The following is a 13,724-nucleotide window of genomic DNA, read 5'->3' on the forward strand; positions in this document are numbered from 1 at the left end:
CTGTCGGTTAGCATGAGCTCTTTTCCTTTTTTCATTTCTTGACGTTTTTTCGCGTCAAGCTATTTCAGTAGATGACAGATGTTTTACATCAGTGAGGAATTTGTCCTCTCATCCTTCAGTTACAAACTATTAACAATAGCCCCCTCTGTTCCGCTGCACTCAAACAAAGGATAGATGGATAAACCCGATGGACTGCTCCATCATAATGCCGGACAGGTCCACGTGCTTGATGGAGCGTTCCATACTAATAACAAACAACTGCAAAAATCAATAGAAATGCTTTGGACAAGAAAGTATCCAATAAACCGTTTCAAGTATGGGAAAAGATTTATAACAAGATGTCAGTTCTGACTTTTATCTACACCTTTCGGATTTCTAGAACTAAAAATAGTATTTAAGTTGATCAGATAATTAAAATTCGAAATGCGTTAAGTTATTCATTCTTAATCAACATATCCCGCTTCTCGTCTATTCATTCCCTTATACCCTGTTAATGAATCTCCTAAATCATTTCTTGCTCCAACAGCAATTTGATTCATTTTCTTAACAATGTTAGGGTACAAGTTAATGACATCGTATCGCTCACCCGGATCATTTCTCAGATCAAATAATTTCATTTCGGTTGATTTATTATTGTATTCTCCCGGATGTCCGTCTTTTCCAGAGACAACATTTTCGTAGGAAAGATATTCATGTGGCAAAACCAATTTCCAATGATCCATACGGATAGCTTCAAGTTGATTATCCGCAAAATAATAATACAAATACTTGCGGGGATTTATATTCTGATTTCCATCTAATAAGGATGAAATATCAACACCATCGATTTGTTTTTCTGGAAGCATCGAATTTGTAATTTGGGCTACTGTAGGAAGAATATCAATAGTACATGCGAGTTTGTTGCATACTTTTCCATGAGGAATTTCTTTTGGCCAATTCATGATGCAAGGAACCCGCATCCCTCCTTCGAAACTTGTTAATTTACCTTCACGTAATCCTGCCGTTGAGCCTGCATGATCCCCATAGCTCAGCCATGGACCATTGTCTGAAGTAAATATGATTAATGTGTTTTCTCGAATTCCATTTTTCTCTAATGCTTTCACGACCTCTCCTACCGACCAATCTATTTCCATGATTACATCACCATAAAGCCCTTGACCACTTTTGCCCCTGAAATTTTTGGAAGCTGCAATTGGGACATGAGGCATGGAATGTGCCAAATAAAGAAAGAATGGATTATCCTTATTTTGGTCAATAAAATCAACAGCTACTTTTGTATATAAAGCTGTCAATTCAGCCTGATCGTCCAAATTTCTAATAATCCGAACAGGTTTGCTTCCTTTTATTAGCGGCAATTCAGGATATATTGAATTTTCATTAAGATTTCCATCATAGTCAACAGGCCACATATCATTGGAATATGGCAACCCAAGATAGTCATCAAATCCTTGTTGCTGAGGTAAGAATTTTTGATTGTCCCCCAAATGCCATTTGCCAATGGCCATCGTTTTATAGTTGCTTTTCTTCAACACCTCAGCGATAGTTTCTTCTTCCGGATTCAGCCCAACTTTGGAATTTGGGCCAAGTGCATATTTGATTCCTATGCGATTTGAATAACACCCAGTCATTAGAGCTGCCCTGGAGGCACTGCATACTGGTTGGGCGACATAAAAATTGGTAAAACGCATACCTCCATTCGCCAATAAATCTAGATTAGGTGTATAATACCCTGTGGATCCGTAGGAAGACAGGTCTCCATACCCCATATCGTCAGCAAGAATCAATATTACGTTTGGGGACGGAGGTATTTCATGTTTATTATTCTGACAACTATAAAACAGCATACTTAACACTAATAGGATGAAAATATTCATTGCTCTCATTTGTACGATAATTATGTTTGAACTATGGTTTAGACGAATAGCTTTTGGCTGAAGGAATCTGAGGAGGAATAAAAAACCGGAAATTGAAAAAAAGTCAGGCAGAATCCAGTATTCTGCCTGACTCGTTATATTTCTAATGTTAATATTAGTATCCCGTATTTTGTTCCATATTCGGATTTGCATTTACTTCAGAAAGAGGGATCGCAAACAATACTTGATAAGGTTTAGCTACCGTTATGCCTCTTTCCTGAGCACGTGAAATAAACACTCCTTGCCGTATTTGGTCTTGTCTACCTTTAGCTTCAGCATAAAATTCCCATTCTCTTTCTTGTAACAGAGCATTGCGCATAACTTCTTTTGATGGAAAATCAGCCAATAATTTCGAGGAAGCACCAGCTCTGTTACGCACCTGGTTAATTAAATCTACTGATTCCTGAGTTGGGCCATTCAATTCATTTAAAGCTTCAGCCCTGCTTAAAAGTATATCCGAATACCTTACTTCAGGCATATCATTTCCATTTGCAGGCCCTACGGCATCGGGATCGAATTCATATTTGAGGGTCAGTGATTTGTCATTTCCATACAATTGTATGTGATCCCCTGAAGTATTTATATAATCCCTGACAAACAATTCGCTGCGTTCATCTCCTTCCTCAAATGAATCCAAAAAGTCATCATAGAAATATGTTTTTGCCGCATAAACCGACTGGTTTGGTGCAAGTGGATAATCAGGAGGAAAGGAAAGTGCTTGGAGATAAGTTCCACCTCCTTCATTTCCTGATGCGCCGGATGCAGTTCTCGTTAATGCCCAAAGCAATTCTTTATTCCCTTCATTTGCAATGGCAAAAACGTCTTTATAATGTGGGAGTAGTCCATATTTTCCTATACTTATAATAGACTGAGACATGTCAATTACTTTTTGCCATTGTTTGGTGTTCAGGTAGAACTTACACAAAATACCCATAGCAGCACCTTTACATGCACGCCCTTGTTCTACCGGGTCGTCAGGTAAAGATTGAATAGCTTCTAATAAGTCTTTTTCGACTTGTGCTATTATTTCAGCATCGGTTGCTCTTGCCAAATTAGGTTCATTAAGGGTTGATGTTCGAAGTGGAACAGCCCCAAATAAATCATAAAGAACTACATAACACCATCCTCTGATAAAAGTTGCTTCTGCTCGAACTAACTTCTGAAAATCAGTTTCATCTCCAACATTTTCCAAAAGCGTGTTGGCATCGCGAATTCCCTGATAGCAGTTTATCCAGCTTCCATGGATATCAACATGGTTGCTGGCCCATGTGAATGATCTTAAGGGGTTAAAACGTGCAGCAACACCACCACTTTCGTTCCAGCTTTCTCCAGATGTCATTGCTGAAGCAAAGTATCTAGTAAGACCCCCATTCCAGAACGGCAACCGGGCGCTGGAATAGGCATTGTATAAAGATGCCATAACTATATCTTCGCTGCTTGATTTTGGGTTTAATTCAGAATACACTTCTACATCCAATAAATCTGTGCAACTTATGGTTTGCACAATGACTAAAACTACAAGCAATAATTTCAGTATATATCTTTTCATTTTTTTCATGTTTTTATCTTGATAAATTTTTAAAAACCAATTCTGGCACCAAATGACCATATTTGAGGTAGAGGATAAGCACTGTTATCTATTCTGGCACTTCCTCCCCCATTCGCATTTGCTTCCGGGTCTGATCCAATATAGTCCGTTAGGGTCAACAAGTTTTGTCCGGTAACAAAAATCTTTGCCGAACTGAGGAACTTAATCCGTGATACGGGGACGTTATAGCTTAATTGCACATTTTTTAGACGAATGAAGGACGCGTCCTGAACCGTAAATGTGTTGGTTTTACGATTTCCACCGTAATTATCAGGGAATACCCCAGAAGGCCATTTTGCATCTGCGTTTTCTGGTGTCCAACGATCTAATGCAGTGGTAGCAATTCGGTTGCGTCTAAAGTTTTGAGGGTATAAGCTTTCTATTAAATTCGTGTTAATCAGATCAGCGCCTACTTGTCCCTGAATGAAAACATCTAATTGAAAATGGTGATATGAAAATGAATTCTGGAAACCAAAAATGAAATCAGGATAAGGTTTACCAATAATCTGTAAATCTTCAGTATCAATCTTAGTATCGTCATTCGTATCTTCAAATTTTGGATACCCCGGAAGTGCGTCCGGTTGTGCTGATCCAGCGATATTGTCACCTTCCTGAAAAAATCCTAATACTTTGTATCCGTAATAAGCATTTAGCGGTTCTCCTTCTCTAATAATTGTGTGTGATCCAACCACTTCGTCTAGGCCTCCAAGACTTTTTACTTCATTTCGAATACTTGAAAAGTTCAATGAGGAACTCCATTCGAACTGGTTCTTTTTAATATTGATCGTATTTAGTAAGAATTCAACTCCCGTATTTTGCATTTCTCCAATGTTTGCTCTTCGCGAGCCAAATCCGGTCGATTCAGGCATTGGGAGATTGTATAACATATCCTTGGTATTTTTGATGAAAAAGTCTCCGGATAAGCTTATTCGACCATCCAGAAATGCAGCGTCAATACCTAAATCAGATTGTTCTGTCGTTTCCCATTTTAAGTCAGGATTTGCGATTCTGGACGGTCCAACACCCTGAATAATTGAATTGTCTATGACAGCATATTTACCTCCGGGACTTAAAGTAGTGAGATACTCATAATTCCCGATTGATTCGTTTCCTATTTGCCCCCAGCTTAATCGTAATTTCAGGTTGTAAAACAACTCGGGAATAAAATCTTCTTCCGACATTTTCCAGGCTCCTGCAAATGAGGGAAAATAACCAAATCGATTGTTTGAACCGAACCTTGAAGACCCATCGGCACGGAATGATGCTGTGAGCAGATACTTATTATTAATTGAGTAATTTATCCTACCTAAATATGATAATAATTTGTTCTCGCTTCTATCACTCTTAAGATTATCATTATCAGTATTTCCCAAAGACAAATTATTAGAAAGTAGATCATCAGAAGGGAATCCGCTAATATTTCCTGCAAAATAACGGGAAGAGAAGCTTTGATAAGTCGTACCACCTAGTATCGTTAAGTTGTTATTCTTACCGATTTTTTTATTGTATGTCATTGTGTATTCGAGAAGAACATTGGAGCGTTCCAGGGAAACAATGTTTGCAAGCCCCCCCCGCGCCGGAGCCAAAATAGGTTATTCTGGAATTATAAATATCTCTTCTGGAAGTAGCACGGTCATTACCAAAATTGAATTTCGCCTGTAGGTTATCGGTAATATTGTATTCGACATAGGCAGTTCCAAAAGTCCTATTAGTTACGTTTCTACTATCAATACCCTTTATTAAGCGAACCGGATTTTGAACAGTTAGTTCAGATGATAAAGTAAGTTCACCATTTTCGTCATATACAGATTCAGTTGGATCATAAAGCAAAGCCGAATAGATTGGACCAGCTGATTCATTAATACCAGTGTTATCAATGGCGTTATTGTCATAAATAACACTAGTGTTTAAGTTAACACCTATTTTTGCTTTATCGCCAATTTTTTGTTCGACATTTACGCGTCCAATATATTTTTCAATACCAGTATTTTCAACAACCCCATCCTGGTTAAAATAGTTGAATGAAGCAAAAAAGGATGTGTTTTCATTTCCAGCAGCTACCGAAATGTTGTGGTCCTGAACCATCGCTGTTCTCAGTACTTCATCCTGCCAGTCAGTTCCAGTAATATTAGATATGTCTGAAGAAGAAAAGATGGTATTTTTCCCTTCCGCAACCGACAATTCATTTATTACTTGCATATATTCACTCGTTGATAATAAATCGTAGCGGTTTTTAACCGTTTGTACACCAACGTTGAAATCATAATTGACGCTTGCTTTTCCTTTCTTTCCTTTTTTGGTTGTAACCAATATTACCCCATTAGCCCCTCTTGCACCATAAATCGCAGTAGCACTTGCATCTTTTAAAATTTCAATTGAAGCAATGTCGTTTGGGTTAAGCGAATTTAGTGGGTTTCTTGCCTGGTTGCCATCTACTCCTGCTGCCCCCCCTCCTGAAAGCATCGGAGTATTATCTATTGGTAAACCATCAATAACATATAATGGCTCGTTTCCTGCATTTACAGAAGTTACACCACGAATTCGAACTGAAATTCCACCACCTGGTTCTGCACTATTTTGAGTAATCTGAACCCCTGCCACCTTACCTGCAACTAATTGTTCCAATGAACCATTCGTCCCAGGGTTAAAGTCGTCCTCCTTTATGGCCGAGACCGATCCTGTTAAATCACTTTTTTTGATGATACCATATCCAACGGCTACCACTTCTTCAATCCCAATTGCGTCTTCTTCCATCACAACATTGACAGTAGATTTACCATTAAGAGAAATCTCTTGTGTTTTCATCCCGACGAAAGAGAAAACCAAAATTGCATCCCCTTGCACATTAGAAAAGGAATAGTTGCCATCTGTATCCGTAATGGTTCCTTTTGTTGTGCCTTTTATAACTACTGTCACTCCAGGGAGTGGGAGACCTGATAAATCTGTTACTTTCCCGCTTACCGAAATATTTTGCTGAGAAATTGCTTTTTCACCTTCAGAATATAACATCACCAACCGTTCATCAATTTCATAATTGACAGTGGTTCCTGCAAAAACAGCATTTAATATTTCACCAATAGTCTGATTTTTAATTGAAACATCTATTTCCCGATCTAGGTCAATTAACTCAGAGCTATAAGCAAATCGATATTTGCTCTGGTTTTCAATCGCTTGTAAAACATCACTAACCTTAACATTCTTCATCTCAAGGTTTAACTTATTGTTTTGGCTGTACGAATTTGCTGCGACTTGCAGCAACCCCAGCAATAGAAAGAAAAACGTTAACCGCATAATTCTCGCTGCTTTAGTTTTCATAAAAGGATGCCAAACATCCCTAAATCCTAAATTTTTTTTCATAATTTTGATCTGATTTTAAAAGGTTTAATAAGATTGTCATTTACCGATGACATTTAACCTCAGGAAAGTGTTACCGCACTTTCCTGTTTCTTTTCATTCATTTTTTGGGTTCATATCTTAGTTTAATGATATTTCCATCCTGCTCTGCTTTTATCGGAGAAATCCTCCCAAGAAGATAAATCACATCAGATAATGACTCGTCTTCTACACTGAAAGTAAATGGAAGATCCTGGATTGCCGGATCAACTTCAAATTTCTGGTTATATCTTTTCTCAAGTCTTTTAACCAACTGGGACAACGGCAATTCGAAAAAGTGAATAATCCCATCTTTCCATGATATGTAATGTTCGGGATTTACACGTAGCTTCTCAATCGTTGGTTCTGATTTATTGAAGCGGGCCATTTCATTTGGCTGAAGGCTGGTAAGCAGCCGTCCATTCGCGGTATTAACATTCACAGATCCTTCTTTCAAAACGACTTCCAGACTCTTTGAATCGCTGTAGTTTGAAACGCCAAACTGGGTACCTGTTACCTCAACTTTTAGCAGTCCAGCTTTTACTACAAAGGGAATTTCTTTGTTTTTTGTGACAGAAAAGAAAGCTTCCCCGTCGACACTAATATTCCTGTTACTGATCCCATATTGATTATTGTAGCTAAGTTTTGTTCCTGAATTCAGCCAAATTGTTGATCCGTCGGGTAATGTCATACTGGAAACTTGTCCCAAATCAGTTTGGACTTCGGTAAACTGCAATACCTGATTAGATACCGTGAAATAAATAATACTCGTTCCTGATAGACCAATAACCAACAAAGCAATAGCGGCATATTTGTAGAGCCTCATCATTTTTGTCGATTTCTCAAGCTCACGCTTTTCTTTCAGGCGATCATTTAACCTGACTTGCCCAAAATCCTTTACGCCCGAATCAGTTTTACGACTTTTCCACCAGTTCTGTTTGATTGATTCAAAAATTCGTTGATTGTCATCTTCTTTTATCCAGTCAAGTAATTGTTTCTGATTCTTTTCAGAAAGTTTACCTTCCAGATATTGATGTATTTTATTTTCCATGATAGTACCTTTTCATTACCAATACACGGAAAAATAAAAACCCCTACCCTCAGATTTGAGAAATTTAGATATTCATAAAAAAGAAAGTTGAATTATTTATTTGAGTAATATCCAAATTAGGAAAGTCAGTTCAGGAAATCGACTGAGCAAATTTTCACGCAAATTTCTTTTTGCCTTTGTCAGGTTTTTTTCAACGGCCTTCAATGATATACCCAATTCATCAGCAACATCCTGCTGCTTTTTACCTTTAATTTTACACTTAACAATAACCTGATTTTGGCGCTCAGGAAGTTGTTTAATTGCTTCGTTTAATGCTTCAAACAACAACTCCTCCAACAACTTATCTTCTTCTCCTGAAAAATCTATTTGATACAAAAGTTGGAGTTCACTCCACGTATATTCATCAATCGAAAATTGGTCTGAAGCCAACTTTTCATCTCGTAAATAATTTAAGCACTGATTACGAACAATGGTGAAAAGAAAGCTCTCTACGGATTTATCCTGCTTAATCAAAGCTCGCTTCTCCCACAGTCGGACATAGGCATTTTGAACCATGTCCTCTACCAAAACATGATCCTTTAAAAAGATTTTGCAATAGTTTTTTAGACGATCTGCCGTTAATGAATACAGTTTTTCATAGCTGGACGGTGTCCCATTTCTAAGGTCAATATTTAAAGACCGGTCGATCATGTAGCATATTTAGTGCATGGCAATTTAGAAAAAAATACATGAACTAAAAAAACACGACCAATTACTTCCTCACCATCATTAACTTAGGAGATAACGCTATCGGGATCCCGTTAATTCTTATTTTATAAAAGTAAAATCCAGCTTGTAAGTCACTTACGGAAAGTTCTAAATTATGCCAGCCATTAAGCTGTTTGCCAGCGTTGTGCACTTTCATTAATTGTCCGTTCAAATTGAAAACTGACAATGAAAGCTCATTAGCAGTTTCAGGAAGAAAATATCGAATCGTCACTTTCTCCTTTGCCGGATTGGGATAGTTTTGACCCAGTTTTACACTACCACTTTCATCTTTCACCGATTCTGAAGAAGTTGGCTGCTCTCCCAAATTGGCTTTTATTAATTTTACAAATTCATCTGGCGCAACTACACGTATATTTTCATTTAGCATATCCACACAAGCTTTCACATCGCTTACATTCATTGACCAAACATGAACAGGAATTAAGCTATAACCGCTAGCCAATTTTGGATTGCGAGGCATGCTATTTAAAATATTCGCCAAACTTTGTGGCGAATTAGCGCCGTCCCATAATGCAAATCGACCGCCGATGACTGGTTTATCGTTATACCATTGGATACTGCCATTTAAACCTGCATAATTATCTGAATAGGTGTACAAAAACACGCCATCAATAGCTTCCTGATCCAGGTATGGCTTAATAGGATCAAGGTTCCCATTATCGGCAATTACATTGACAATATTCAAATCACTCTTCTTCATGTATTCGCTTAACGTACTGGCCATGTTAGCCATATCCGGGTATTTACCGGGAAAGAAATAACCATAACCTGAGGGCCCTGCTACAAAATAATCCCGATAGTTTTCTGCTTTCGAGGACTGATCATACAAGTATTTCATCACCGTGGGAGCTAATTCACAAAGCGCAGGTGAGATGGTCCAACCTAAATTCACTTTACCCCGGTCGGGACTGGCAAACCAATTTTGATGAATAGCAAAGTCGTTTAACAACCATTGCACATTGTCGCCGTCTGTCATCAAAAAGCAAACGGTATGCACATTATCTTTGCTTGTCACATCATCAACGTGATTTTGTTGTTTTGTTTCAACGTCCATATTTGACAAGGTCGACAAGTTCAGAGCCCAATCTGCGGCATTCACCATTACCGCCGTTTTTGAAGCCAAATCGACTGTTTGATACTCGTCTTCTCCCCATCCAAGCATAATCGCATTATTATCCATGCGGGAAAATGCCTCATTGGTCATCGAATTTCCAATGTGATCGAAAAAGTGAAATGCGTTGGCGAATACCGAATAATCACTCAGAAAAAGATCCTTCTCTTCTTTTTGGTACGAAATAATAGTCTTACTAAATACCTCTTTATATTGATTAAATGCCCAATATTCGTCTCTTGAGCGAACGTCTTCAAACATCTCTAGCCCTAGATTATTCATTAAATCAACATGATCCCAGGTTACAGCAATTGCGTTTAAAAATCCACAAATTGAGATCGCAACATTGGAGGAGTTATCATGAAGATTACAAAGAACATAACCGGAAATAGAATCTTTAAAATTCGTAATCAATCCATCAAAATCACCAATAAACGTTTTATCTACGGTCACTGGATAATTATCTTCAATATCTTTAACCCAAACCGAATGACCTTGCCCATGATCTCTATAAATCATGGGTTTCTTTTTTGCCAATATTCCCTGCAATGTGTTAATGGTAAACAATTCCGACTCGCTGAAATTGGCATCTTTCACCACAAATAAATGGCTCGGTATTGAAGAAACAGGAAATGGGCTACCCGTTATTCGATCGGCTTGCTCCTGAGCAGAAAGTAAGCTTGTGAATGCGCTACCTAAAACAAGAATCCCCAATAGCGCAATACGCATAATCTTTCTCATAAATTGATATTGAATTTAGATCCCTACCAGAAAAAAACAAGGCTATCCGTCGAATAGCCTTGTAACTCTATCACCAAACTAAACTTACGAAAACTCCGTCCGGACTATTTTCGAAACTCAAGAAACAAGTCTTACTTGACTCATCCCAGGATGATTGTATTAACTCAACCAGATCGCCGTTTTTATCTTTAATATTAATTGTTTGCGCCTCCTTTGGTAAAAGTACGCGCATTACATTTGTTGTATTAAGTGGACTTTTTACAGTGAAAGTATATTGACTCTGATCAACTTTATCGTCGTAAACCCGCCCTGCAGTAGCAAGCACCTGAGGTGTTCCAGGATTTGGCACACTTCCAATATTATATAGGAAAGCCTGTTCTCCAGGATTTACCTGTTTTTCATCGAGCACAGGAATTTCAGGATCAAACAAATCAATCAATTTTCCTTTGATGGTGTATGCTTCCTGATTTTCATTTTCATCCAACACAGAAATAATTTCGTAAGGACCTCTAGTCAAAGAAAAATAGTTTTTAAATTCCAACTCCCCTTTTGTTGTTTCTGATTCGTACAATTTCCCAATCTTGTCCACATACGTTTCATCATTATTTTCTTCGAGTACAAATTCTTTTGGATCCTGACGAATGATGCAGACTTTTCCTTTTCCATATTGGTATTCACCTTCTTTAAAAGGCGCTTGAAGTCCGAGTTGCAGAAATAAATGTTCCGATGGAGCATCAAAGGTATTTCCTTCCGTATTCCACCATTCCTGCACATCTTGAAATGAATCCTCGTCTCTACCACAATATACCAAAACACCACCATTTTTAACCCAATCTGCAATGTGGGTATGAGAAACAGGATCAGATGGTTTCATGCTTGAGTAAGACATGATAAGAATATTCACATCTTTCCACGTTTCGGGAAATGAGGCATTTTCAATATGAACTGTTTTTACAGGAACGCCACGTTTAAGCAAAGGCAATGCCTGCCCATAAAAATTTGACAACTGAGGATCTTCATACCCATCATGCGTTGGAAAACGTTGAAACATTAATGAATTAGCCATTAGCACGCCAATTCCGGTTGAACCATTCACTTTATTTCCAGACAATGGCATATCATTCAAAGTGTTGATCATCACCTGCATTTGGGTAGAATAAAAACGAGGAATTCGTTCTTTTTTATCACTATCTGCACTGGTTCTGTATAATCCCTGGTAAATTCGGTTTGGCCAAGGCATAATTTCATAATCGGCAATCATTGGATAAAGCAATTGTGCCGTAAAAGTTGCCTGGTAATTTTTCTTGTAATCTGCCCAATCACGTGGCCAATCCTCAATTGGATCGGTTAAGAAAAACATTTTTCGCCCGGTTGGAGCAGTCATCGATTCCATAGAACCATATTCCAAATAAGCAGTTTCAAATACGCGTTCTTTTGCTTTACCATTGAAATAATTTGGCTCACGAGAAGTTCCGGTCCAAACCTGAGCGATGTAGCCATCAACACAAGGCAGAGATGCTAAACTTGCTTCTGGACTTACTATTTTCCATTGCGAGTAATTAACCAATGAGTGAGTTGGAACATAACAGCGCACATTCATTCCTTTAGTTTGTCCATATTCCTTGGCATAAGTAAAACACTCATTCAAAGCTCGATAATAAAGGTGATACTTTAATTTATTGGCGAGATAAGTGTTTTCAGGTGATTCATGTTGTGGGCGCCAATCAAAGCCATAATATTCTTTCCACTCTCTTTTAAAAGCGTCGCTATAGCCGGAGCGAGCCCAAAATTCAGGTTCCTCCAGAAAGATCGCATCAATACCGGCATCAATCACCCTGGTAATAATTTTTTCCTTCATGTATTTGATGAAGTTCATGGATGGAACAATGTAAGGGACCATCCGTCCGTGCCAGATAGTATCTCCTTTTTGCGTAACCTGTCCTTCATCCAAATGTGATTCTCCATCCCATTTTCCGGTAAAATAATCCTGATATTCACCCCAGGCAATCCCGGTCATAAAATGAGTAGTGTATCCTCTATCTCGCCATGATTGGACTCTTTCCTCAAAGGTCATTCCTCCTTTTTCATGATGATCTCGAACGCTATATACAATAGCAACATCACCACGCACATCAATAACGGGCTTCCATGGATTAGATGTTTGGAATGCTGTTTTTTCGCGATTCGTAGTTTCCTGAATTTGTTCCTGTTTTGGTGGCTGAGTGCAAGCATTCAACACAACAAGAACCAGAATAATAAAATAAAATGGTTTCTTCATTGGTTTAGGTTTACAAGATTTGAATAAAGGAAAGTCATCCCGAAGTATAAACTCCGGGATGACAATCTACCAAAATTAATTAAAATGATTGATTAAGGAACATCTACCCTAACTGCCTCATTATAGTTGTATCGTCTTACATTCTCTGTTGCATAGTTTATTCTGGCTGCTGCGCGAATAAACATTGTTCTGCCTGCAGGAATTTCACTATTGGTTGTAATTGTAATCGTTTGTCCCAACAAAGCATCAAAAGAATTTCCACCATATGAAATTTCTGTCGAATAACGGTCATCCTTTTCACGATAACCAACATAAGGAACCTGGCTAACAAACAAGCGTATATCTGTAACATTCAACATATCATCACTGTATCCACCCATTGGCTCAACTTTAGCCTGAAAATCAGCCGGGCTTACAGCACGAGTTACTCGAACAGTAGCAGTGATTTTTCCATTACTTACTGTTGGCGTGCCAACCCATTCAACCTTTAGGAAAGGCTGAACCTGAAATTCAACTTCAGTCACTCCCTCAATATCAATATATTTTGATTCATCGGCAATAGTATCACCAGAAGTAGTTGTTCTTACCAAAGGAATAAATGGACCATCAATTCTTACATTGTAATGTCCTTTAAACACTTTAGTATTCTGAAAGATCCCTTCTTTCATACACCTGAAATCAAAATTATCGGGAACTGCAGTTTCAGTCCAGCTAAGTTCTCTCAATCGAACTCTGATACCTTCACTTCCCTGATCGGTCAGTACAAGATCACCGGTAGCAGCATCTACCACTCTACCCCTGATGGTTTCACCAGGCAAATCATAGTTGTCTATTTCACATGAATTAAAAATGACAACAATTGCGAAAAATAATACGGTATATAATATTTTCTTCATTGTTAT

9 protein-coding genes are annotated in these 13,724 nt (G+C 38.1%); all 9 read right to left on the reverse strand.

Annotated elements, in window-relative coordinates:
* Window positions 1-443: 443 nt before the first annotated feature.
* Entirely contained in the window at window positions 444-1,883 is a 1,440-nt protein-coding gene (locus ACUNWD_RS04795) for a sulfatase family protein (protein ID WP_445586639.1), read from the reverse strand.
* 145 nt (window positions 1,884-2,028) lie between these two features.
* Window positions 2,029-3,462, reverse strand: a complete 1,434-nt coding sequence (locus tag ACUNWD_RS04800; protein WP_445586640.1) for a RagB/SusD family nutrient uptake outer membrane protein — start codon at window positions 3,460-3,462, stop codon at window positions 2,029-2,031.
* A 29-nt stretch (window positions 3,463-3,491) separates the two neighbouring features.
* On the reverse strand, window positions 3,492-5,015 hold the full coding sequence (locus ACUNWD_RS04805) for a SusC/RagA family TonB-linked outer membrane protein (RefSeq protein WP_445586641.1): 1,524 nt from the start codon (window positions 5,013-5,015) through the stop codon (window positions 3,492-3,494).
* Complete coding sequence (locus tag ACUNWD_RS04810) at window positions 5,002-6,858, reverse strand: SusC/RagA family TonB-linked outer membrane protein (protein WP_445586642.1); 1,857 nt, start codon at window positions 6,856-6,858, stop codon at window positions 5,002-5,004. The genes ACUNWD_RS04805 and ACUNWD_RS04810 overlap by 14 nt, the downstream gene beginning before the upstream one ends.
* A 97-nt stretch (window positions 6,859-6,955) precedes the next feature.
* Complete coding sequence (locus tag ACUNWD_RS04815) at window positions 6,956-7,924, reverse strand: FecR family protein (RefSeq protein ID WP_445586643.1); 969 nt, start codon at window positions 7,922-7,924, stop codon at window positions 6,956-6,958.
* 96 nt (window positions 7,925-8,020) lie between these two features.
* Window positions 8,021-8,614: an RNA polymerase sigma factor gene (locus ACUNWD_RS04820; RefSeq protein WP_445586644.1), complete on the reverse strand. Its 594-nt coding sequence runs from the start codon at window positions 8,612-8,614 to the stop codon at window positions 8,021-8,023.
* Between the two features lie 61 nt (window positions 8,615-8,675).
* Entirely contained in the window at window positions 8,676-10,544 is a 1,869-nt protein-coding gene (locus ACUNWD_RS04825; protein WP_445586645.1) for a GxGYxYP domain-containing protein, read from the reverse strand.
* Window positions 10,545-10,614: 70 nt separating this feature from the next.
* Entirely contained in the window at window positions 10,615-12,822 is a 2,208-nt protein-coding gene (locus ACUNWD_RS04830; protein ID WP_445586646.1) for a hypothetical protein, read from the reverse strand.
* Window positions 12,823-12,914: 92 nt separating this feature from the next.
* Window positions 12,915-13,718 carry a hypothetical protein gene (locus ACUNWD_RS04835; RefSeq protein ID WP_445586647.1) on the reverse strand — a complete coding sequence of 268 codons (804 nt, stop codon included), beginning with the start codon at window positions 13,716-13,718 and terminating at the stop codon, window positions 12,915-12,917.
* Window positions 13,719-13,724 lie beyond the last annotated feature (6 nt).

This window comes from Sunxiuqinia sp. A32 (assembly GCF_052690465.1).

Excerpts from the sequence above, each read along its gene's own strand:
- ACUNWD_RS04800 (WP_445586640.1), bottom strand. The coding sequence starts at position 3,462 with ATGAAAAGATATATACTGAAATTATTGCTTGTAGTTTTAGTCATTGTG.
- ACUNWD_RS04795 (WP_445586639.1), bottom strand. The coding sequence starts at position 1,883 with ATGAGAGCAATGAATATTTTCATCCTATTAGTGTTAAGTATGCTGTTT.
- ACUNWD_RS04820 (WP_445586644.1), bottom strand. The coding sequence starts at position 8,614 with ATGATCGACCGGTCTTTAAATATTGACCTTAGAAATGGGACACCGTCC.
- ACUNWD_RS04825 (WP_445586645.1), bottom strand. The coding sequence starts at position 10,544 with ATGAGAAAGATTATGCGTATTGCGCTATTGGGGATTCTTGTTTTAGGT.
- ACUNWD_RS04810 (WP_445586642.1), bottom strand. The coding sequence starts at position 6,858 with ATGAAAAAAAATTTAGGATTTAGGGATGTTTGGCATCCTTTTATGAAA.
- ACUNWD_RS04835 (WP_445586647.1), bottom strand. The coding sequence starts at position 13,718 with ATGAAGAAAATATTATATACCGTATTATTTTTCGCAATTGTTGTCATT.
- ACUNWD_RS04815 (WP_445586643.1), bottom strand. The coding sequence starts at position 7,924 with ATGGAAAATAAAATACATCAATATCTGGAAGGTAAACTTTCTGAAAAG.
- ACUNWD_RS04830 (WP_445586646.1), bottom strand. The coding sequence starts at position 12,822 with ATGAAGAAACCATTTTATTTTATTATTCTGGTTCTTGTTGTGTTGAAT.
- ACUNWD_RS04805 (WP_445586641.1), bottom strand. The coding sequence starts at position 5,015 with ATGACATACAATAAAAAAATCGGTAAGAATAACAACTTAACGATACTA.